Source organism: Staphylococcus durrellii (assembly GCF_015594545.1).
Taxonomy (GTDB): Bacteria; Bacillota; Bacilli; order Staphylococcales; family Staphylococcaceae; genus Staphylococcus; species Staphylococcus durrellii.
Genome location: NZ_JADIIO010000001.1, coordinates 1,765,716 through 1,789,216, shown reverse-complemented (window position 1 = coordinate 1,789,216; position 23,501 = coordinate 1,765,716). Strand labels below are relative to the sequence as shown.

Below are 23,501 nucleotides of genomic sequence, written 5' to 3'. Positions count from 1 at the left end.
TCTTTTTTTGTTGCATAAAAAGTAATTTTGAATATTGCCACGCTTATTATTATGAGGTGGTAGTAGTGCTATATGGTAAAACAAAGTATGGAAATATTGTGAGTGCGGTCGATGCTTTTAAGGAATTGGATTACTATTGTCCGCTTTGTCGTCAAAAATTAACGTTAAAACAAGGTTTATATAAAAGTGCACACTTTGCTCATCGTGGTCAAAATTGCAATTATAAAGAAGAAACATATGCCCATTATCAAGCTAAATATGCACTAGGACAACAACTAAAAGAATTAGGTTATTGTGTCCAAATTGAACCCTATCTAAAACAAAGCCATCAAATTCCTGACATACTAATAAATAATAAAATAATTCTAGAAATACAATGCTCACCAATAACGATAAAACTATTACAAAGAAGAACAAATACATATGAACGTTTAGGCTATATCGTAATATGGATTATTGAAGATGACATCAGGCATAATGAATTAATTACACTTAACGGTTTCCAATCTGCTTGCATTATACCCAATAAGCTAAAGTTGTTTTTATGGAATAATGAATTACAATCCTTGATTTGTTTGAAAAATTTAATAGCAATTGGTGGAAATCGATTCTTGGGTGAAAAAATAAAAGTAAACATTTCTGAATTCTTCGATGATGACAAAATGAAAAGTAAACATTATAAACTAACCAACAATAGCATCCAACAATTTTTAAAACAATGTAGAAGCAAGCGATCTGTAATAGAACCCAGTTTAAGTGTTATGTATAATTTAAAATTAAGTGACACGTGGGTCTTGCAAAATTTAGGTTTTATTTTTCCGGAACAAATATATTTAAAATCACATCCTATTTTTTGGCAATTGCAACTTTTAAAATTATTGATGCAAAAAAGTTATTCGCTATCACTATTTATGCAAGCTATTGATTTTAGGAAATTTGCTTACAGCCATATTCAATATGAACAAATTGTTAGTCAACTCGTACAGCAATTTGAGCGTCAGTTTTCAAATTTTAAAGGTAATAACGTGCAAAAATAGTAGTGTCGTGAGAAAATTAAGATAAATTAATATTAGGAGGTTTACTCAATGAGTCAACAATTAACAAGAGAAGAGCAAGAACGTAAATATCCTGAATATACGTGGGATTTAACTACAATATTTAAATCTGATGAAGCTTTTGAGGAAGCTTTTAAAGAAGTAGAATCTTATTTAGGACAAGAAGAACAATTCAAAGGCCATTTGGGAGATAATGCCGAAACACTTTATAGAGCATTGGCATTAGAAGACGAAGTAGGTTCTAAACTTGAAAAAGTATATGTATACGCACATCTAAAACAAGACCAAGATACAGCAAACGATAAATATACAGGTTTTGAATCTCGTGCACATCAATTAATAATTAAGTTTAGTTCAAGTTGGAGCTTTCTAGTACCAGAAATTTTACAAATCGATGAAGCAACGATAAAACAATTTATTAGTGAAAATGACAATTTAAAACGTTATGAATTTGATTTACAATTAATAAATGAAAATAGACCGCATGTATTAACTGCGGATAAAGAAAAAATGTTAACAGAAGCACAAGATGCTTTATCAACGCCAGATAATGTTTATGGTATGTTTAGCAATGCAGATTTAGAATTTGAAGATGCTATTGATAGTAAAGGTAATCGCCATCCACTAACTCAAGGTACATTTATAAAATGTTTAGAATCTGATGATCGCGTTTTAAGAAAATCAGCCTTTGAAAACTTCTATAAACAATATGCTGCATACAATAATACACTGAGTGCAACTTTAGCAGGTGAAGTTAAAAAAAATATCTTTAACGCCCGCACACATAATTATAAAACTGCAAGAGAAGCGGCGTTAAGTCGTAATCATATTCCAGAGCAAGTATATGATAACTTAGTAAAAACAGTTCATAAATATTTGCCGTTATTACATCGTTACACAGAATTAAGAAAAGAACTTTTAGATTTAGACGACATGAAGATGTACGACCTATATACACCACTTGTGAAAAATGTAAAATTTGAAATGCCATATGAAGAAGCTAAACAATGGATGTTAAAAGCACTTCAACCTATGGGCGAAACATATATGAACGTAGTAGAAGAAGGTTTAAATAATGGTTGGGTTGATGTATATGAAAATAAAGGCAAACGTTCGGGAGGCTACTCTTCAGGTGCCCACTTAACAAATCCATTCATTTTACTTAATTGGTCTGATACTGTTTCAGATTTATATACTTTGGTACATGAATTTGGTCATTCTGCGCATAGTTATTTCAGTCGCCAAAATCAACCATCAAATCACAGTGACTATACAATATTTGTAGCTGAAGTTGCCTCTACTTGTAACGAGGCATTATTAAGTGATTATATGGACAAACATTTAGATGATGAGCGCCGTTTATTATTATTAAATCAAGAGTTAGAACGTTTTAGAGCTACATTATTCCGTCAAACGATGTTTGCAGAATTCGAACATAAAATACATGCAATTGAAGAAGCAGGGGAGCCATTAACTGCAAATCGTATGAATGAAGAATACGCTAAATTAAACAAACAATATTTTGGTGATGCTGTTGAAACTGATGACAATATTAGTAAAGAGTGGTCAAGAATACCTCACTTCTATATGAATTACTATGTGTATCAATATGCAACAGGTTATAGTGCTGCTCAAAGTTTAAGCCATCAAATTTTGAATGAAGGACAACCAGCAGTTGATCGCTATATAAACGAATTCTTGAAAAAAGGTAGTTCCAATTACCCAATAGAAATATTAAAAAATGCAGGGGTAGACATGACAACTCCGGAACCAATCGAACAAGCATGTGAAGTTTTTGAACAGAAATTAGACGCTTTTGAAAAACTTATGAAAACTTAACATGAATGTATTCGTTTACAATTTGACGAGTTTATGACAAATGAAATTTATTGGCGTTTTTAGGTTGAAAAGCCCATATGAGCGTGTTATATTAAGAACATGAAATTAATCACATAACAAACATACCCCTTTGTTTGAAGTGAAAAATTTCTCCCATCCCCTTTGTTTAGCGCCGTGTAATCAGACACGGCGTTTTTTTATGTTCAAATACAAAAATAGCGGTAATCATTAATATTAATGATTACCGCTATTTATTTATACACTTTTACTTTTTCAATTTTTGGCTCTCCAAAAATTACCTTCAGGTGCACTTAATTTTTCAATTTTCTGTTGAATCACTAACTTTTTCAGTTCCTTATTCAATACCTTTTCAGGCCATTCATAAATAGTTAATAATTCTTCTTTAGTAACGAGTTGTTGTTGCTCAATATATGTTTCAAGGCTAGGCGGTAGTTCTTTTTCTATCGATTTGCCCATCAGTTCATTAATGATATAAGTGTAAATGTGATAAGGATATAAACCTTCAACTTTTAATCCTTCTTCGTGAACATCTTCATTAAAGAAAACTAATGAAGGAGCTTCTTGAATATCCATCTCTCTCGCAATATGCAAATCCACTTGTAAACTTTCTTTAATAGATGCGCTATGCAAGTCTTCTTTGAATACATCTTTATCTAATCCTGCGTTGCAAATACAATTATTTACCATAGATTCAGTGATGATATCTCTCTTAGGTATAATCTCATTTTGGAGTAAGTGAATAAATCGTTCAGCACGCAGTCTACCTTGTAATTCTGCCGCTTTATATGCTAAAGCAATATTGTCTATATCTGAAGTACTTTGCGCTTGGCATTTTGTTAATATACGTAAAGAAGGATTTAATATATGTCGGACTCTTATATATTGTTTATATTCTAAACGTAATTTAGAAAGTATTGCCGAAAGTTTAAAGCATTCTTGACTAAACGGGTCAAAGAAAGAATATATTTCTATTTTGCTTACAGGTGAAAGATTAGCATCTTCACGACTATTCGCTTGTATCAGTTTTAATTCTTGAGTCATGTAATTTCACCTACAATTAATTTTCAGAATTCACCATGTGATTGGCTGTTAAACGTAAACGTTCATATAAGTAATCACCGACGCCCGCTGGTAGTTGCACATCTATAATCGCTCGTTGCATATTTTCTAACCATGCATCACGTTCTAGGTGTGTAATGGTAAAATCTAAATGACGTCTTTTAAGCATAGGATGACCATGTTCTTCTGTGTACAAACTAGGACCTCCTAGAAATTGCGTTAGAAATTGCTTTTGTTTACGACTTGTTTCAGTTAAATCTTCAGGAAACAAATGATTGAGTCTTATGTCTTGTGACACAAGTGAATAAAAGTTATCTATAAGGTTGTACAATGCTTGGGCACCAATTACGTCATAAGGTGTTTGTGTCATTTTCCATCACCACACTCAATTTATATATATAATAATATAACACGAATGTTGACATTTGGAAGTAATTCGACTTTTGTATAAAGAGGGGCGTTATTTTAATATTTGTTCCTTACGATCAAAGAAACGTTGAACTTTATTTGCAGGCTGTTCATACTTTATATCAAAGTTATTTAACAGCGAATGGAACTTTGCTAACCCTGTATCATAATCAGTGACTTCAAATTCAAGTTCGTAGTCTTCAAAGTTTAAATAGGTGTTTTTATCTAAAACGATTAAATCTTCACCATCGGGTATTTCCATACGTTCAGTTGTTAATGCACCTAATATTACTAAAGCGTTTAAATCAATGTTCAATTTATTTAATTGATGAATAATGTCATTAGGTAAGTTATCTGAAGCCAGATGATCATTCATGACAGGTTTTATGTCTGTATCAAAATTGTATTCAAGAAGTCCTACATCTGCAGGTACTTTTAATGTCATTTCGTTACCACTGTCTTTAACTCGAATACGTAAAGCGCTTTTGTTAGCTTTTAGCTGATAATCAGGGGTATCTATATAGTAGTTCGTTTGCGTAAATGGTTCTGTATTAGGAAAGTAACGTTGTGCAAAATCATTATATTGTTTATCAGTTAATAGTTGTTTAAATTCTATCTCATTATTTGTAGCCACTTTGCTCACTCCTTTAGTTGTCATTATGCAAAAATTTTATTGAATTTAAAAGTAATACTCATTAAACACGATTAATTTATATACTAAATTTTTAGCTGAAAGATATAATATAGTATGGCCATGACACGTGTTATGTCGTGGTAAATTATGTTAAACTAGGAAAGAATAAGGAGGAACAAGCATGCGTATTTATGTTAATGAAATCAAGATAACAGAAGATAGTATAAAATGTTATACAGAAGAATCTACAGAAGGATTAGAAGAAGCAGGACAAATGCTTGTCGATAGTGATAACTTTGCCTTCGCATATATTTTAGATGATGGACAGTCATACTCATATTTAATATTTGTTAAAGAAACATGGTCTATGATACATGAAAATAAAAACAAGAAAGTTATTGTGAATGATGATTTAGAATTAAAAGAATTCGATAATGAACTAACTTACATATTAGATAACATAGAAGGAAATTCAAATTATGGTAAGGAGTTTGTTTCAAAAGTGGAAGAAATATTTGAATTATAGTGAAGCGGAGTGAATCACGATGAATCAATGGGACCAATTTTTATCTCCATACAAACAAGCCGTAGATGAATTGAAAATTAAATTAAAGGGGTTACGGAAACAATATGAAGTAGGAGAAAATGCTTCACCGATAGAGTTCGTAACAGGTAGAGTCAAACCTATGACGAGTATTATCGATAAGGCAAATAAACGTAACATTCCTTTTGATCGCTTACATGAAGAAATGTATGACATTGCTGGTCTTCGAATGATGTGTCAATTTGTAGATGACATTGATATAGTCGTTAATCTATTAAGACAAAGAGAAGACTTTAAAGTCATAGAAGAAAGAGACTATATAAGTAATACTAAACAAAGTGGGTATCGCTCTTATCACGTAATAATTGAATATCCTATAGAAGCATTAACTGGAAAGAAAAACATTTTGGCAGAAATTCAAATACGTACTTTAGCAATGAATTTTTGGGCAACTATAGAACATACATTAAGGTATAAATACGATGGAGATTATCCGCCAGAAATACAACATAGACTTGAAAGAGCTGCTGAAGCGGCATATTTATTGGATGAAGAAATGTCTGAAATAAAAGAAGAAATACAAGAAGCTCAAAAGTATTATTCGAAAAAAAGAGCTAAGAAGCACAATAATGACTAGTGGGGTGTAAGCATGCGTTATACAATTTTGTCTAAAGGTGATTCAAAATCGAACGCTTTAAAGCATAAAATGATTAATCATATGAAGGACTTTCAAATGATTGAGGATACAGAAAATCCAGAAATTGTTATCTCTGTAGGGGGAGATGGGACGCTGTTACAAGCATTCCATCAATACAGTCATATGTTATCACGATGTGCTTTTGTAGGTGTTCACACTGGTCATTTAGGATTTTATGCTGATTGGTTACCCCATGAAGTAGAAAAGTTAATCATTGAAATTAATAATTCTCAGTTCCAGGTTATCGAATACCCACTTTTAGAATTAATTGTACGCTATAATGATAACGGGTACGAAACACGTTATTTAGCTTTGAATGAAGCAACTATGAAAACTGAAAATGGTTCTACTCTCGTTGTAGACGTCAATATTAGAGGCAAACAATTTGAACGGTTTAGAGGCGACGGACTGTGCGTATCAACGCCATCAGGCTCTACTGCGTATAACAAAGCGCTAGGCGGTGCGTTAATACACCCATCACTGGAAGCAATGCAAATTGCAGAAATTGCGTCGATTAATAATAGAGTTTTTAGAACGGTTGGGTCACCACTCGTTTTACCAAAACACCATACATGTTTAATTACTCCAGTAAATCACGATACAATTTTAACTACAATTGATCACGTAAGCATTAAACATAAAAATGTAAATGCGATTCAATTTAGAGTAGCAAACGAAAGAGTGCGTTTTGCTAGGTTTAGACCGTTTCCTTTTTGGAAAAGGGTACACGATTCATTTATTTCGAGTGGAGACGATGAATAATGCACTTTGTTTATAACATTCAACGAGCTGAATCTGTTAAAACATTTTTACAAAGTCATTTATATTCAAAGAAAACAATTAGCGCCATTAAAAATAATGGCGCTTTACTTGTGAATGATAATCCAGTTACAGTTCGCGCAATAATGAATGTCGGTGATCAATTGCAAGTGCATTTACCCAAAGAAATCCCTAGTAAAAATATAACACCTTTTTACGCACCACTACAGATTTTATATGAAGATGATTATCTTATTGTTGTTGCTAAACCAACTCATCAAAATATAGCGCCTTCTAAAGAACATTTGCATGGAAGTTTGTTGGAGCAAGTTTATGCACATACTTGGCAACAAAATGGAACGATACCGCACGTTGTTACTAGATTAGATAGAAATACTTCAGGCATAGTAATCTTTACTAAGCATGGATTTATTCATCATTTAATGTCACAAACAACTATCGACAAACATTATTTGTGCATTTGCCATGGTTTGGTCAAGGATAAAGGTATGATTAAAGCACCTATAGCACGTGATCCAGCTAGTATTATTCAACGTCATGTTTCGCCGGAGGGGAAATACGCTTGCACAATATTTAATTCATTAAAACGAAAAAAAGGGTATAGTTTATGTGAAGTTAAATTAATTACAGGTAGGACACATCAAATTAGAGTTCATTTCCAACATATGGGACATCCACTCGTTGGTGATAACTTATATGGCAGCACGCATATCCGATACAGTCATCAATTGTTACAATGTTATAAAGTTACATTTATACATCCTATAACTAACGAACAAATTAATATTATTGATAATTACGAGTCGATGATAACAATTTTTGATATGCTATAATTTTAGATATAACTATGGAGGTGAGACATATGTATAATGAAAATGAGTCAGTTAAATTAGATGATGAAACAGTTTATGATCAAGAGTTACTTGATAAATTATTATTAGATAATGATATAGATGAATTTAGAACTGAATTTTTATCTATGCATACATATGAACAAAGTGAGTACTTTGAGGATAGTAACGATGATATAAGGCAGCGTATATTTGAAGTCTTATCTCCAGAAGAAGTTGCAGATTTCTTCGATCAACTTGAAATCGATGAAGAAGAATATGAAGAACTATTTGATACTATGAATGCAACTTATGCAAGCAAAGTACTGGAAGAAATGTCATATGATAACGCAGTAGATATAATGAATGAACTATCCAAACAAAAATTAGTTAGTTTATTGACTTTAATGAATAAAGAAGATGCAAAAGAAATTAAAGCTTTATTACATTATGATGAAGATACTGCCGGTGGTATTATGACCACTGAGTACATTTCTTTAAAGGCAACTATGCCAGTTAAAGAAGCACTTATTCATGTCAAAGATCAAGCACCGGATGCTGAAACAATTTATGTAATTTTTGCGGTGAATGATGACAAAAAATTAATTGGCGTCTTGTCATTAAGAGACTTAATCATCGCTGAAAATGATGCTTATATAGAAGATATAATGAGCGAACGTGTCATTAGTTCTAATGTTGCAGAGGACCAAGAAGATGTTGCACAAAGAATGAGAGATTATGACTTAATTGCTATGCCAGTTTTAGATTATCAAGATCATTTACTAGGGATTATCACAATTGATGATATTTTAGACGTAATGGATGAAGAAGCTAGTGAAGACTATTCACGTCTAGCAGGTGTTTCTGACGTCGATGCAACGAATGATTCAGTTTTAAAAACGGCGACCAAACGTTTGCCGTGGTTAATTATTTTAACTTTCCTAGGAATGATAACGGCATCAATATTAGGCTCATTTGAAGATACATTGTCACAAGTAGCATTATTAGCTGCGTTTATTCCAATCATTAGTGGCATGTCTGGTAACTCTGGTACACAGTCGCTTGCTGTTTCTGTACGTAATATTTCTACAGGAGAAATCGATGAAAAAAGTAAATTCAAGATTGCTTTGAGAGAAGCTGGAAGTGGCTTGTTGAGTGGCTTTGTATGTGCAATTATTTTAGTGATAATTATAATTATAATTTATAGACAACCATTTTTAGCAAGTATTGTCGGTGCTAGTTTAACTATTGCTATGACAGTAGGCACATTAGTTGGATCTGTTATACCACTAGTAATGAATAAATTGAAAATTGACCCAGCGGTAGCTAGTGGTCCATTTATCACAACGATAAATGATATTGTAAGTATGCTAATCTATTTCGGTTTAGCAACATCATTTATGTCTTATTTAACTTAAGGAGGCAACATGGAGTTTTTATCACTCGTTATCGTTGTATTAGCAGCATTTTTTACACCGATTCTTGTAAATCGACTTAGAATTAATTTTATACCTGTGGTAGTTGCCGAAATCGTCATGGGTATTATTATAGGTCACTCATTTTTGAATTTAGTTGAAAAGGATGCCATGTTAAACATTTTATCAACGTTAGGATTTATCTTTTTAATGTTTTTAAGCGGTTTAGAAATAGATTTTAAAGCTTTTAAAAAGAAATCAACGAATAATGACGGAAGTGACCATGAACAACCCAAAGTACCGGGTCATTTCCAATTGGCTATTACAGTTTTTATGTTAATCATGGTCGTATCAATTATTTTAGCTTATTTATTTAAATGGTTTGGACTTATCGATGATGTATTATTAATGGTTATTATTATTTCTACAATATCGTTAGGTGTTGTTGTACCTACGTTAAAAGAAATGAATATTATGCGAACGACAATTGGACAATTTATATTATTAGTTGCTGTCTTAGCAGATTTAGTAACGATGATATTATTAACTGCTTATGGAGCGATTCACGCTACAGGTAGTGGGTCATTATGGCTTTTAGGTATTTTACTTATATTTGCTATAATATTTTATTTCCTTGGTGGAATATTTAAGCGAGCAAAATTTTTACAAAAGTTAATGGACGGTACGACCCAAATTGGTATTAGAGCCGTTTTTGCCCTTATTATTTTATTAGTTGCGCTTGCAGAAGGCGTTGGAGCTGAAAATATTTTAGGTGCCTTTATCGCAGGTGTGATTGTTTCGCTACTCGGCCCTGATGAAGATTTAGTCGACAAACTAGACTCATTTGGATATGGTTTCTTTATTCCCATATTTTTCATTATGGTCGGTGTAGATCTTAATATTCCGTCGCTTATTAAAGAACCATCGATATTAATTATTATACCGATACTACTTATTGCATTTTTAGTATCAAAACTCATTCCTGTATTTTATATTCGACGTTGGTTTGATCAAAAGACGACGATTTCTTCAGCGTTCCTATTAACATCAACATTGTCGCTTGTAATTGCTTCGGCAAAAATTGCTGAACAACTACATACAATTACGCCCGAAATATCTGGTATCTTAATCTTAAGTGCAGTTATTGCTTGTTTAATTGTGCCAATTATCTTCAAAAAATTATTTCCTATACCTGATGAGGTGACCAAGCGTATTGAAGTAAGTATGATAGGGAAAAATCAATTGACGATACCCATTGCACAAAACCTTGCTTCCAATCTATATCAAGTATCACTTTATTATCGAACTGATTTAAGCGATCAACGCAAATTGGCAGATGAAATATCAATGATTGAAATTGCTGATTATGAATCTGAAATATTAGACAGACTTGGCTTGTTCAAACGAAATATCGTTGTTTGTTCTACAAATGATGATGAAATAAATAGAAAAGTCGCTTTAATGGCTAAAGAAAAAGGTGTTGAACGTGTAATATGTCGCTTAGAGGCTAGTTCAGAAGATGAAGAACTGCATAAACAAGGTATTGAAGTATTTAGTAGTTACATGAGTAATAAAATCTTACTTAAAGGTTTAATCGAAACACCAAATATGCTTAACTTACTCAGTAATGTAGAAACTTCATTATATGAAATAGCTATGTTGAACCATCAGTATGATCAAATACAATTACGTAATTTCCCATTCGATGGTGATATTATTTTCGTACGTATTATTAGAAATAATGAATCAATCGTGCCACATGGTGATACTCAATTACGTTATCGTGATAGATTGATTGTTACAGGTTCTAAAGAATATGTTGATGAATTGAAACGTGAGCTAGAATTATATTTTTAATACGTAATTTTAATTAATGAGTTAAAATAATTTGGATGTTTGTTATTTTTTAAAAGCATCCAAATTATTTTTATGTTTCTTTTAATAAAGAATTGTTCATTCTTTCATAGCAATGTTAAAATATAGAGTGTTATAATTAAGCATTTAATTATGAGTAATAGTAATGGCACATATTATAGAAATGATTGCCATACACAAATAATAATTAAAAGGAGTTAATCTCATGATTAGTTTAGAAAACAAAACTTTCGTCATTATGGGTATTGCAAATAAACGTAGTATTGGTTTTGGCGTAGCAAAAGTTTTAGACAATTTAGGTGCAAATTTAGTTTTTACTTACCGTAAAGAACGTAGTAAAAAAGAATTAGAAAAATTAGTCAATCAACTTAATCAAAAACAATTACATATGTACCAAGTTGACGTGCAAAATGACGAAGACGTTGTTAATGGCTTTGCTCAAATAGGTCAAAAAGTAGGCAACATCGATGGTGTTTATCACTCAATCGCTTTTGGTAATGTTGAAGACCTACGTGGACGTTTTTCAGATACATCTAGAGACGGCTTTCTTTTAGCTCAAGACATTAGTTCATATTCATTAACTATTGTTAGTAGAGAAGCTAAAAAATTAATGCCTGAAGGTGGTAGTATTGTGGCTACTACGTACATCGGTGGAGAATACGCAGTTCAAAACTATAACGTTATGGGTGTTGCAAAAGCAAGCTTAGAAGCCAACGTGCGTTACTTAGCTGCTGATTTAGGCGGCGACAATATTCGTGTTAATGCTATTTCTGCCGGTCCAATTCGTACATTAAGTGCGAAAGGTGTAGGTGGTTTTAATACAATACTAAAAGAAATTGAAGAACGTGCACCGTTAAAAAGAAATGTAGACCAAGAAGAAGTTGGTAAAACTGCAGCTTATTTATTAAGTGATTTCTCAAGTGGTGTAACTGGAGAAAATATTCATGTAGATAGTGGTTTCCACGCAATTAAATAATAATATTTTTATGAAACTATTAAAATAAACTAAATGCCTATGTTGGCATTTAGTTTATTTTTTTACAGAAGTAAATAAAATATATTGAAACGTCAAAGATTATTATCAACTCTATCGGAAACCAACCAAAGCCTTTAGTAGTAAATCAGAACCATCTACTGAACAACGAGGACTATTAAATCTTTGCAATGACATAGGCCTTATCAAATTAGTAAAAAAGCATCGTTACCAATGCAAAATGATTAGTATTGACTCCAATGGTAAAATCGCAAGTTGAATACGACAATCTTCGTGGAAATCGTGCATTAATTATAATAATTTTTATATATAAATAAGCAGACGAAATCTTAAACTTAAAAGAAATCATCTGCTTATATTTGAAAACACTATTAATCTGCTACATTACTATTCGCTTTATCGACAATTTTCTGACGATAGTTAAAGACATTTCTGACAATACATTTAATGACTGCGTATAAAGGTACTGCTACTAATATGAGCGCAAAACCTCCAAGGTTACCCGCAGCAAGTATTACTACGATAATCGTTAACGGATGAATGTTTAGTGATTTACCCATAACATTTGGTGTAATAACATTACCTTCTAATTGTTGAGCGATTAAAGTGATAATACAAACCCATATAAATGAACTTGGTCCTTGAATAATAGAAATAATCGCAGCAGGCGTGAATGCCATCCAAGGTCCTAAGAAAGGTATCATATTAGCAACAATTGCAAACATTACAAGTAATAATGTGTAATTTAGCCCAACGATTGAATATCCAATATAAAGGATAAGTCCTAAGATTAAACTTACTGTTACTTGACCTTGTATATATGATTTTAAAGTCTCATTTAAGTCTTTTAGCAAGTTTACTACAAATACTTTTCTATCCCCTTTGAATAATCTACCGATAAAAGGAATAAAGCGTTCGTGGTCTTTCAACATATAAATTAAGAAAAAAGGAACCATAATAAGTAAGAATAAAGTTGAAATAAATGAAGTAATGTAACTTAAGGAATTTGATAAAATACCAGTTACATTATCACCCATCGATTTAACAACTTTGTTAATTCTATCTGTTACATCATTTGGTAATCGCTCCATTTGACTCAATGCATAATTGATAAGATTTTGTACCTCATGTTGTAGAGAAGGAATTTGTTGAATCAAGTTGTTGATTTGTTCAACGATAAGTGGTCCCACGATGCCAACGATGATACCAATTATAATGATAAGGCCTATGAAGATGATCGTTATACTGCCCCATCTAGGGACTTTATTTTTTTCCAAGATTTTTTGAAACGGTAAACAAATATAAAATAAAAAACCACTAAGTATAAATGGTATCAGTACGGATTGCATGATAATTAAGAAAGGTAGAAAAATGACATGCACTTCCATAATTAATTTGATGATTAGAAACAGAATGATTAGACCAATCCCCGTTCTAAACCACACCTTATTTAACATAAATGGTGCCTCCTATAATTTTACTATAGATAAGTATATCTTATATAGATTGTGAACAAAAGCCGAAAATGCATAAAGGTTCAAATAATATTATTAATTGAAAACACATCTCCATTTCTTGCTAATTGAGTTTGAAATCATGGCTCAGTTATAAATATTTAATTTTTAAAGTATATTAATTTAAAACATACAAATATTAAATGAATGAATTGCTGTAAGTCTATTTTTTATATAGTAAGTATCTTGCAAAATTATAAAAGAAAGAGATTACAAATTATAGAATTCATTATAAAAAATATAACTTTATAAATACATTGTGCGGATTATTATTTGTGTGTATAATAATATAAAATATATCACTTAGTGATATAACAAAGGGGATGAGGTCATGTTAGAAAATTTTGTTACCTGGTTAAACGATATCGTTTGGAGTAAAGCTCTTGTATATGGATTGTTAATTACAGGTATACTCTTTTCATTGATGATGCGTTTTTTTCAAGTCAGACATTTTAAAGAAATGATTCGCTTAATGTTTCAAGGGGAAAAATCGCCAACAGGTATTTCTAGTTTCCAAGCAATCGCTTTGTCATTAGCAGGTCGTGTAGGAACTGGTAATATCGTCGGCGTTTCTACAGCCATCTTTATAGGGGGGCCAGGGGCCATATTTTGGATGTGGGCAACGTCATTCCTTGGTGCAAGTAGTGCATTTATAGAGTCTACACTAGGTCAAATATACAAACGTGAAGAAAAAGGCGAATATCGTGGTGGACCTGCATTTTATATCGAGTATGGTATTAAAGGCAAAGTAGGTAAAATATACGGTTTGATTTTTGCTATTGTAACGGTAATTTCTGTAGGTTTATTACTGCCAGGCGTTCAATCAAATGCCATTGCTAGTTCAATGAAAAATGCTTTTGGCTTGAACCCATGGATTATCGCAGTAGTATTAGCAATAATTTTAGCTTTAATTATTTTCGGTGGTATTAAATGGATTGCTAATGCAGCTACAGCTATCGTACCTTTTATGGCAATCGCTTATATTTTAATGGCAGTTGTCATTATCTTCTTTAACATAGAACAAGTTCCGGCATTGTTCGCATTGATTTTCAAATCTGCTTTCGGTATGGAAGCGGCATTTGGTGGTATCGTTGGTGCAATGATAGAAATTGGTGTTAAACGAGGCCTTTACTCTAATGAAGCAGGACAAGGTACCGGTCCACATGCAGCTTCTGCTGCTGAGGTTTCTCACCCTGCTAAACAAGGTTTAGTTCAAGCATTTTCAGTCTATGTAGATACGCTATTTGTTTGTACGGCGACGGGGCTTATTATATTATTATCGGGTACATATAATGTTACTGATGGCGGGACTACGAGTAGTGGTGGGCCAAGATTAATTGAGAATAGAGGGATTTTCCAACCAATGAGTGATGGTGGGAAAGATTATTCAGGAACGGCAATGTATGCCCAAGCAGGTATCGACAAAGCATTCCAAGGTAGTGGTTTCCATTTTGACCCTAATTTCTCAGGTATCGGTTCATACTTTATTGCAATAGCATTGTTCTTCTTTGCATTTACAACTATATTAGCGTATTACTATATTGCTGAAACCAACATCACTTATCTCACGCGTAATAGGAAGGATTCAACCACATTATTATGGATAAATGTTACACGAATTGTCTTGATAGCTGCTACAGTGTTTGGAACGGTTAAAACGGCAGAGGCAGCATGGGGCATGGGGGATTTAGGTGTAGGTTTGATGGCATGGTTAAATATTATTGCAATTTGGATAATGCACAAACCAGCTACTAATGCACTCAAAGATTATGAACAGCAAATGAAAAAATTGGGTAGTGGTAAAAAAGCCATATACAAACCAGATCCCCAAAAATTACCAAATGCAGTATTTTGGCTTTATGATTATCCTAATCGCTTAAAAAAAGAAAGTAATCAAAAATAGAATATTTTAAATTATAGCGTCTCTTGATACAATAGCAATAAGATATCTAGGAGGCGCTATACTTATGACCGAATTTCAAGCAGGACATATAAATAAAATAGATTTTAGTAGTGAAATATTAGAAAGAGATGTTACATTATCTATTTACTTACCTAAGGACTATACACCGCTGTTTAAATACAAAGTAATATTTTGCTTTGATGGCAAGGATTTTTATAGTTTTGGTCAAATCCATAGAACTTATGAAAAGTTAAGAGAAGCCAACAAAGTTGAAAGGGCAATTATTGTAGGCTTTCATTATGAAACTGTAGATAAAAGAAGAGCAGAATTTCATCCACAAGGTGAAAGAACACCGTTGACTGTTAAAGCAATGGCAAAGGAAATACTACCTTATATCGATCAAAATTTCCCTACATTTAAAGTTGGAAACGGTCGTGTACTATTTGGAGATAGTCTAGCGGGTAGTGTAGCGTTAGTAACAGCACTGTCTTATCCAAGAATATTTAGCCAAGTGGGCGTATTAAGTCCTCAACACGATGAAGTTATTACCGAATTATTGGAGAGATGCCAACTTAAAGATAATCTATCAATTTGGCATGCTATAGGTTTAGAAGAAGAAGATTTTGAATTACCGACAAACGGTAAACGAGCTAATTTTTTAACTCCAAACAGAGAATTGAATGCGCTATTAAAAACTTATAATATTAGCTATCATTATGAAGAATTTGATGGGGGACACCGTTGGAAATCATGGAAGCCATTACTAAAAGATATGATGACTTATTTTTTATCAGATAATATTTCATTTTAATTATATATTAATTTTTAGACTAATTGATGTTTAAAGTAACGAAGTTTTCTAAAATTTGATATAATGATAATATGTTAAACAAAGGAGGAATTTCAATGATTTTAGGATTAGCATTAATTCCGTCAAAAACATTGCAAGATGAAGTAAACGCATACAGAAAGCGCTATGACTCTCATTATGCGACTATTATGCCACACATTACTGTAAAGGGACATTTTACTATCGATGATAGTGAATATGAAGCGGTAAAAGAGGACGTTAAAAAAAGAATTGAAGGTAGTCCAGCAATCGATGTACATGCGACTAAAGCATCTACTTTTGCGCCAACTACAAACGTAATTTACTTCAAAGTTGAAAAAACTGAGGCTTTACAACAATTGTTTGATAAATTTAATACTGAAGATTTTTATGGGGAAGCAGAGCATCCATTTGTGCCACATTTTACAATTGCACAAGGCTTAACTAGCCAAGAATTTGAAGACATATATGGCCAGTTAAAATTAGCTGGTATCGATTATAAAGAAACAATTGAAGAATTATCATTAGTTAAATACAATGACGCTGAAGAAAAATGGGAAGTCGAAGAAACATTTAATTTGGCTTAATTGTCATCATTATATTGAATAAAAACAGAGTTCAGGACATAAGTCCAGAACTTATAGCCCTTAATGATTTTTGATTTGAAATCCATTTAAGGGCTACTTTTATAATCAATACTATCTATATATCATTCACTTTCCTAGGAGATGGCTTGTGCTTCTAATCTTAAAGCAGAGAGCCTCTCCATTAATATTAAAATTTAAACCACATATAAAGGTTTAATTTAAATATGTTTTAGCCTCATTAAGTATAAAACAAATATTAGACATACGAGCTTCATAAATTTCATGAGCACAAAGAAAACGTCAATTTCTATATTATTGGATAGAAATTGACGTTTGTTTACGAGTAAAAGAGAGGTAAGTTCAAGTCCCTTTTTTAATATTGTTGTTTTTTCTTATTTATCATGAAGTAATAGCCATAAAAAATTGCCAGTAATAAAAAGACTGCGGCAGAGAAATAAAATGTATTATTAACACTTTTGGTAAATTCTTTAATTAGCCCACCAACAATAGGTCCTATCATAGAGCCAAAACCTTGAATACTATTGAACACGCCCCAAGTTTCTTCCTGTTCATCAGGATTAATGTGAGAAGCCATAAAAGTGTTCCATGCAGGTAGTAATAGACCATACATTAAGCCAATAAAGATAGCTAATCCCCATACAATATAAATATTAGTGATTAAAGAAAGTGCGAAAATCATGATGGCGTATAAGACAAAGCCACCAAAAATCATAGCATACATAAATACTTTTCCATTATTATCAATGATTTTAGATAAAAATAACATTGAAATCGCACAACCAATACCACCAATAACGATAGCTACAGTATATTCGACAGTAGAAACGCCAACAACTTTTGTAGCATAGATAGGTAAAATAGGAACCAAGGCAGTTATGGAAGCCCCTTGAAGTAAAATACCAGGAAATAAAATTAAATGCTTCTTCGTTACGTCGGCGATTTGTCCTAATTGTTGAGATATAGGCCGTGTATTGTAATTTGTAAGTCTTATTTTAACGAAATAATATAAAATCCATGCGATTAAGACGACAAAAGACATCATAAACGCAAAGTTTGTTGGATCAAATTTAAATATTAAATTCATAGTAATCATACCAACGAGTAAGCCTAACAACCATGAGAAATAAACATAACCCATTTGTTTACCGCGATTTTTTTCGTCCACGCTAGCTAGCATAATTACCCAAATAGGGCTAACAGCGATACCTAGTAACATTGCACTTACTATTAGGACGATTGGATTCGTAGGTAACCAGATAACTAAAAATAAACTAATAAAGGCTAATAAAAAGCCAGAGGTTAAGACAATTTTTGATCCAAACCTTTTTAATAAAAAGCCAATAACAAAATTAGTGGCGGCATCTGAAATAAAATGAATAGAAATAGCAGTAGATGTAATACCTACTGCTATAGTAGTTGCAGTGGGTAGCAATGATAAATAGCTTAATATATACATGCCACGTGCAAATTCCATTAAAAATAAGATAACGAGCATAATAATAAAATTGTTACTTTGTTTAAAATTATTTAACGAAGAATTTTGCATATAAAGGTACCTTTCCATACACTTCTTCATATTGTGTAGAATGATGTAATAAATCTAATAAATCACGGCATAATTTGTAAGTTGAATAACTCACACGTGACTCATCCATATGTTTAGACATTGAAGCTAATTGTTCTGGATGATTAGTTAAGTCAGCAACAATGTTAATTGCCTCATTTGGTGTGTAGGCGATTTTACCATAACCTTTGTCAGTAAAATAATGTGCGTTTTCAAGTTCTTGACCTGGTGCAGGATTTAAAAATACCATCGGAATCTGACGTGTCAATGCTTCAGAAATAGTGATACCACCCGGCTTAGTAATCATTAATTGACTGGATGCCATCCATTCATTCATATGTTGAGTGTATCCTAATATTAAAACATTATCATAATTTTTAAATTGCGCTGCAAGGTTACGCTTTAATTCTTTACTTTTACCACAAATCATAACGATTTGTGAATGAGGGCTCTGCTGCAACATTTCTCTAATCATTTGATCAAAACCTTTAGATACACCGAAAGCACCAGCAGACATTAAGATAGTCGGTTTAATTGGATCTAATCCATTTTGTGCTAACCATTGTTCTTTGTCGATAGATGATTCGAATTTGTCTGCAATAGGAATGCCAGTAACTTTTATATTATGCTTCGGAATACCGATAGAGGTAAATTCATCTTTTAAATCCTCAGTAGCCAAATAATATCTTTCTGAATGTGGTGTAATCCAATTTTTATGCATTCTGTAATCAGTCATTACAGTTGCAATAGGAATATTAATATTAAATTGTTCAGTTAACACTGACATAACAGGCGTCGGAAATGTTACTAAAATTAAATCAGGTTTTTCTTTTAATAATAAATTGATTAATTTATTTAAACCATAATATTTATAAAAACATTTATCTAATTCTTCCGGTCTACTGTAATAAAAGTTTTTATACATATTTCTGAAATACTTAAAACTATTAATATACCATTTTTTACATATAGAAGTTAATATCGGGTGAGCTTCTAAAAACAAATCATGTTCAATGACTGTTAAGTTTTCAAGCTTCATCGCATTTAGTTCATTGACAACACTTTGTGTAACTTGTAAATGGCCATTACCAAAGGAACCAGTAATTATTAACAATTTTTTCTTTTGAGTAACCATTTAAGTCACCCTCCATTAAATTTATTTAACTTATTATTATCTTATCTTAATTCATTACTATGAGAAAGAAATTAAGCACATTCATTCAAGATTATATCATTTTACAATATGAATTGAAATAATTCATAATATTAAGTGCTAATTGTAATAATTTAGTTATAGCGTACCATTAATGACAATAAAAGTATTGTTATATTAATATGTTACCCACAATTTACAAATTTAGTGACCCACAATTTACATTAAGTTAAACTAACATATTAATAGGAAATAATAAGAAACTTAAATCAATTTTACACATTAATTTTCATGCTAATAATTCATTATTATAAAATTATGTGAAAAAGTGTATAATAGCTGTAAGTGAATTAAAGGAGCGATTGATGGTGGATGCGAATGCATTGTTCGAAAAAATCAAAGTTAAACAAGTAATTGGAACGTTAAATAATAACGTTGACGATATTACAACAGATTCTAGAACTGCGACTGAAAATAGTATTTTTGTCGCTTCTGAAGGTTATACTGTAGATAGTCATGAATTTTGCCAAAATGTGGTGGATCAAGGCTGTAAAATCATAGTAGTTGATAGAAAAGTTACGGTGACTGGCAAGGTTACACAAGTAATTGTTCCAGATACATTAAGAGTTGCTAGTTTACTAGCAAATGAATTATTTAATTACCCAAGTCAGCAACTTATTACATATGGCGTGACTGGTACAAATGGTAAAACGTCGGTAGCTACTATGATTCATCATATATATAGAAAGTTAGACCAAGGCAGCGCGTATTTAGGTACGAATGGCTTTCAAATAAATGAAAAGAAAACAAAAGGAGCGAATACTACGCCCGAAACTGTTTCACTAACTAAGAAAATTAATGAAGCTGTAGAAGCTAAAGCGAAAGCTATGACACTAGAGGTGTCAAGTCATGGTTTGACTTTAGGACGATTACGTGGTGTAGAATTTGATGTCGCTGTATTTACCAATTTAACACAAGATCATTTAGATTTTCATGGAACAATGGAAGCATATGGTCATGCTAAGTCTTTATTATTTAGTCAATTGGGCGAAGATTTATCAAAAGATAAATACGCTGTTATAAATAACGATGATGAATTTTCCGAGTATTTACGTTCAGTGACACCATTTGAAATATTCACATATGGTATAGACAATGAAGCTCAATTTATGGCTAAGAACATAAACGAAACTCTACAAGGTGTAACATTTGACTTAGCAACGCCATTTGGAAATTATACGGTTAAATCACCTTATGTTGGTAAATTTAATATTGCTAATATAATGGCTGCTATTATTGCTGTATGGAGTAAAGGTGAAAGTTTAGAACGTGTCATTAATGCTGTCGAATATCTAGAACCTGTCGAAGGTAGATTAGAAGTATTAGATCCGTCTTTACCGATAGATTTAATCATTGATTACGCTCATACTGCAGATGGAATGGATAAATTAATTGATGCAGTTAAGCCGTTTGCACAACAAAAATTAATATTTTTATGCGGTATGGCAGGGGAACGTGATTTAACTAAGACACCAGAAATGGGTAGAGTTGCAAGTAGAGCAGATTATGTCATCTTTACACCAGATAATCCTGCTAATGATGATCCCAAAATGCTAACTGCAGAATTAGCTAAAGGAGCGACACATGATAATTATGTAGAATTTAATGATCGTGCAGAAGGAATTAAACATGCAATTGAAATAGCACAACCAGGTGACACAGTAGTACTTGCTTCTAAAGGTAGAGAACCTTATCAAATTATGCCGGGACATATTAAAGTGCCACATAGAGATGATTTAATTGGTTTAGAAGCAGCTTATGAAAAATTTGGCGGTGGTCATAGTGGCGATTAGATATTTAAAAGATGAAACGCGAGTTTATTTATATATTCATGAAGAAGATAATGTCTATTTTGTAGGTATACCAGATTATAATTGGTCGGTAGAAGTATCGACGTTATTAGATACCATTGGTATTAAAGAGGAATTTGTAATGAATTTATTCACTATTTTCGATGAACAGAAATCTACACAAATCGCTAATCAAATTATTGAATGGTTAGAAGTATTAAAGGAGCATATAAATGAGTATTAAAGATGAAATAGAAGCGAGAAAAACCTTTGCGATAATTTCTCACCCAGACGCCGGTAAAACGACGTTAACTGAAAAATTATTGCTATTTGGTGGAGCTATACGTGAAGCGGGTACCGTTAAAGGTAAAAAGAGTGGCAAATTTGCAACAAGTGACTGGATGAAAGTCGAACAAGAACGTGGAATTTCGGTTACAAGTTCAGTTATGCAATTTGATTATGATCATTATAAGATAAATATTTTGGACACACCTGGACACGAAGACTTCTCAGAAGACACTTATCGTACATTAATGGCAGTAGATAGCGCTGTAATGGTAATTGACTGTGCCAAAGGTATTGAACCTCAAACTTTAAAATTATTTAAAGTTTGTAAGATGAGAGGCATTCCAATCTTTACTTTTATTAATAAGTTAGATCGAGTAGGTAAAGAACCATTTGAATTACTAGATGAGATAGAAGAAACATTAGAGATTGAAACTTATCCTATGAACTGGCCAGTTGGTATGGGACAAAACTTTTTTGGCATCATAGATCGTCATGATAAGACAATTGAACCCTTTAGAGATGAAGGAAATGTTCTTCACTTAAATCATGATTATGATTTAGAAGAAGATCATGCAATTAAGAACGATAGTGCATATCAGCAAGCGATAGAAGAATTAATGTTAGTAGAAGAAGCGGGTGAAAATTTCGATGATGAAGCATTACTATCAGGTGATTTAACGCCAGTATTTTTCGGTTCTGCATTGGCTAATTTTGGCGTTGAAAACTTTTTAAATGCTTATGTTGATCACGCGCCGATGCCGAATGCACGTCAAACAAAAGAAAATGTTTCAGTATCACCATTTGATACTGATTTCTCAGGTTTTATATTTAAAATTCAAGCGAATATGGATCCTAAACACAGAGACAGAATCGCATTTATGAGAATTGTAAGTGGTGCATTTGAACGTGGTATGGATGTGTCTCTACAACGTACAAAGAAAAAACAAAAAATTACACGTTCAACTTCATTTATGGCTGACGATAAAGAAACTTTAAACCACGCTGTAGCTGGCGATATTATTGGCTTGTATGATACGGGTAATTATCAAATAGGTGACACATTAGTAGGTGGTAATCAAAAATATAGTTTCCAAGAGTTACCCCAATTTACACCAGAAATATTTATGAAAGTATCTGCTAAGAATGTTATGAAACAAAAGCATTTCCATAAAGGGATAGAGCAACTTGTGCAAGAAGGCGCAATTCAATACTATAAAACATTGCATACAAATCAAGTTATTTTAGGTGCGGTTGGTCAACTACAATTTGAAGTATTTGAGCATAGAATTAAAAATGAATATAACGTAGATGTTGTGATGGAACCCGTTGGTCGCAAAATCGCTCGTTGGATTGAAAATGAGGACGACATTCAAGATAAAATGAATTCTACGCGTTCAATTTTAGTTAAAGACCGTTATGATCAATATGTATTTTTATTTGAAAATGAATTTGCCACTAGATGGTTTGAAGATAAATTTCCAGAAATTAAACTATATAGTTTGTTATAATAATCAACATTGTGTATAATGAGCGTACAAAATTTAAGACCGATGACTGTATAGTCAGAGGGGAGTAACTTAACTTTTAATAAAATCAAGCGAATTAATAATCTTGAATTTATATAAGTCACTGTCATCGTCA

The 23,501-nt window shown here is 32.2% G+C and carries 21 protein-coding genes; 15 read left to right on the top strand and 6 right to left on the bottom strand.

Going from position 1 to position 23,501, the window contains the following annotated elements; all coding sequences use genetic code 11:
- The first annotated feature begins 65 nt into the window (after nt 1–65).
- Entirely contained in the window at nt 66–1,037 is a 972-nt protein-coding gene (locus tag ISP02_RS08585; protein WP_195721156.1) for a competence protein CoiA, read from the top strand.
- Nucleotides 1,038–1,085: 48 nt separating this feature from the next.
- On the top strand, nt 1,086–2,894 hold the full coding sequence (pepF, locus tag ISP02_RS08580) for an oligoendopeptidase F (RefSeq protein WP_195721155.1): 1,809 nt from the start codon (nt 1,086–1,088) through the stop codon (nt 2,892–2,894).
- Nucleotides 2,895–3,167: 273 nt separating this feature from the next.
- On the opposite strand, the gene yjbH is transcribed toward pepF, so the two are convergent.
- The 3 genes from yjbH to ISP02_RS08565 all read right to left on the bottom strand — a co-directional run bounded on the left by yjbH (nt 3,168) and on the right by ISP02_RS08565 (nt 5,016).
- On the bottom strand, nt 3,168–3,956 hold the full coding sequence (gene yjbH, locus ISP02_RS08575; RefSeq protein WP_195721154.1) for a protease adaptor protein YjbH: 789 nt from the start codon (nt 3,954–3,956) through the stop codon (nt 3,168–3,170).
- A gap of 16 nt (nt 3,957–3,972) precedes the next feature.
- Nucleotides 3,973–4,344: a truncated hemoglobin YjbI gene (locus ISP02_RS08570; RefSeq protein ID WP_195721153.1), complete on the bottom strand. Its 372-nt coding sequence runs from the start codon at nt 4,342–4,344 to the stop codon at nt 3,973–3,975.
- 90 nt (nt 4,345–4,434) lie between these two features.
- Nucleotides 4,435–5,016: a CYTH domain-containing protein gene (locus ISP02_RS08565; RefSeq protein ID WP_195721152.1), complete on the bottom strand. Its 582-nt coding sequence runs from the start codon at nt 5,014–5,016 to the stop codon at nt 4,435–4,437.
- A gap of 181 nt (nt 5,017–5,197) precedes the next feature.
- Here ISP02_RS08565 and ISP02_RS08560 point away from each other — a divergent pair, with 181 nt between their 5' ends.
- The 7 genes from ISP02_RS08560 to fabI all read left to right on the top strand — a co-directional run bounded on the left by ISP02_RS08560 (nt 5,198) and on the right by fabI (nt 12,133).
- A complete protein-coding gene (locus ISP02_RS08560) occupies nt 5,198–5,542 on the top strand; it encodes a UPF0738 family protein (RefSeq protein ID WP_195721151.1) in 345 nt (114 codons plus the stop codon).
- Nucleotides 5,543–5,561: 19 nt separating this feature from the next.
- Nucleotides 5,562–6,197, top strand: coding sequence for a GTP pyrophosphokinase (locus ISP02_RS08555; protein WP_195721150.1), 636 nt, complete (start codon nt 5,562–5,564; stop codon nt 6,195–6,197).
- 12 nt (nt 6,198–6,209) lie between these two features.
- On the top strand, nt 6,210–7,019 hold the full coding sequence (locus tag ISP02_RS08550; protein ID WP_195721149.1) for an NAD kinase: 810 nt from the start codon (nt 6,210–6,212) through the stop codon (nt 7,017–7,019).
- Nucleotides 7,019–7,870 carry an RluA family pseudouridine synthase gene (locus tag ISP02_RS08545; RefSeq protein ID WP_195721148.1) on the top strand — a complete coding sequence of 284 codons (852 nt, stop codon included), beginning with the start codon at nt 7,019–7,021 and terminating at the stop codon, nt 7,868–7,870. Before ISP02_RS08550 ends, ISP02_RS08545 begins: the two co-directional genes overlap by 1 nt.
- 29 nt (nt 7,871–7,899) lie before the next feature.
- Nucleotides 7,900–9,285: a magnesium transporter gene (mgtE, locus tag ISP02_RS08540; RefSeq protein WP_195721147.1), complete on the top strand. Its 1,386-nt coding sequence runs from the start codon at nt 7,900–7,902 to the stop codon at nt 9,283–9,285.
- 9 nt (nt 9,286–9,294) lie between these two features.
- Nucleotides 9,295–11,139 (top strand): monovalent cation:proton antiporter family protein, encoded by a 1,845-nt coding sequence (locus ISP02_RS08535; RefSeq protein ID WP_195721146.1) that lies wholly within the window; start codon nt 9,295–9,297, stop codon nt 11,137–11,139.
- A 223-nt stretch (nt 11,140–11,362) separates the two neighbouring features.
- Nucleotides 11,363–12,133: an enoyl-ACP reductase FabI gene (fabI, locus tag ISP02_RS08530; protein WP_195721145.1), complete on the top strand. Its 771-nt coding sequence runs from the start codon at nt 11,363–11,365 to the stop codon at nt 12,131–12,133.
- 389 nt (nt 12,134–12,522) lie between these two features.
- On the opposite strand, the gene cozEa is transcribed toward fabI, so the two are convergent.
- Nucleotides 12,523–13,608: a lipoteichoic acid biosynthesis protein CozEa gene (cozEa, locus tag ISP02_RS08525; protein ID WP_195721144.1), complete on the bottom strand. Its 1,086-nt coding sequence runs from the start codon at nt 13,606–13,608 to the stop codon at nt 12,523–12,525.
- A 388-nt stretch (nt 13,609–13,996) separates the two neighbouring features.
- Between cozEa and ISP02_RS08520 the strand changes: the two genes are divergently transcribed.
- The 3 genes from ISP02_RS08520 (at nt 13,997) to ISP02_RS08510 (ending at nt 16,984) form a co-directional block, all read left to right on the top strand.
- On the top strand, nt 13,997–15,568 hold the full coding sequence (locus ISP02_RS08520; RefSeq protein WP_195721143.1) for an alanine/glycine:cation symporter family protein: 1,572 nt from the start codon (nt 13,997–13,999) through the stop codon (nt 15,566–15,568).
- 64 nt (nt 15,569–15,632) lie between these two features.
- Nucleotides 15,633–16,379: an esterase family protein gene (locus ISP02_RS08515; protein ID WP_195721142.1), complete on the top strand. Its 747-nt coding sequence runs from the start codon at nt 15,633–15,635 to the stop codon at nt 16,377–16,379.
- Between the two features lie 95 nt (nt 16,380–16,474).
- Complete coding sequence (locus ISP02_RS08510) at nt 16,475–16,984, top strand: YjcG family protein (RefSeq protein ID WP_195721141.1); 510 nt, start codon at nt 16,475–16,477, stop codon at nt 16,982–16,984.
- Nucleotides 16,985–17,357: 373 nt separating this feature from the next.
- Here the strand turns inward: ISP02_RS08510 and ltaA are convergent, their stop codons facing one another.
- Nucleotides 17,358–18,551: a lipoteichoic acid biosynthesis MFS flippase LtaA gene (gene ltaA / locus ISP02_RS08505; protein WP_195721140.1), complete on the bottom strand. Its 1,194-nt coding sequence runs from the start codon at nt 18,549–18,551 to the stop codon at nt 17,358–17,360.
- On the bottom strand, nt 18,529–19,704 hold the full coding sequence (locus ISP02_RS08500) for a diglucosyl diacylglycerol synthase (RefSeq protein WP_195721139.1): 1,176 nt from the start codon (nt 19,702–19,704) through the stop codon (nt 18,529–18,531). The genes ltaA and ISP02_RS08500 overlap by 23 nt, the downstream gene beginning before the upstream one ends.
- Before the next feature lie 386 nt (nt 19,705–20,090).
- Between ISP02_RS08500 and ISP02_RS08495 the strand changes: the two genes are divergently transcribed.
- The 3 genes from ISP02_RS08495 to ISP02_RS08485 are packed head-to-tail and all read left to right on the top strand — an operon-like array spanning nt 20,091 to nt 23,368.
- The gene (locus tag ISP02_RS08495; RefSeq protein WP_195721853.1) at nt 20,091–21,575 is read left to right on the top strand and encodes a UDP-N-acetylmuramoyl-L-alanyl-D-glutamate--L-lysine ligase; all 1,485 of its coding nucleotides are present in this window, start codon (nt 20,091–20,093) and stop codon (nt 21,573–21,575) included.
- Nucleotides 21,565–21,816, top strand: a complete 252-nt coding sequence (locus ISP02_RS08490; RefSeq protein WP_195721138.1) for a YueH family protein — start codon at nt 21,565–21,567, stop codon at nt 21,814–21,816. The genes ISP02_RS08495 and ISP02_RS08490 overlap by 11 nt, the downstream gene beginning before the upstream one ends.
- Nucleotides 21,806–23,368, top strand: coding sequence for a peptide chain release factor 3 (locus ISP02_RS08485; protein ID WP_195721137.1), 1,563 nt, complete (start codon nt 21,806–21,808; stop codon nt 23,366–23,368). Before ISP02_RS08490 ends, ISP02_RS08485 begins: the two co-directional genes overlap by 11 nt.
- The last annotated feature ends 133 nt before the right edge of the window (nt 23,369–23,501 follow it).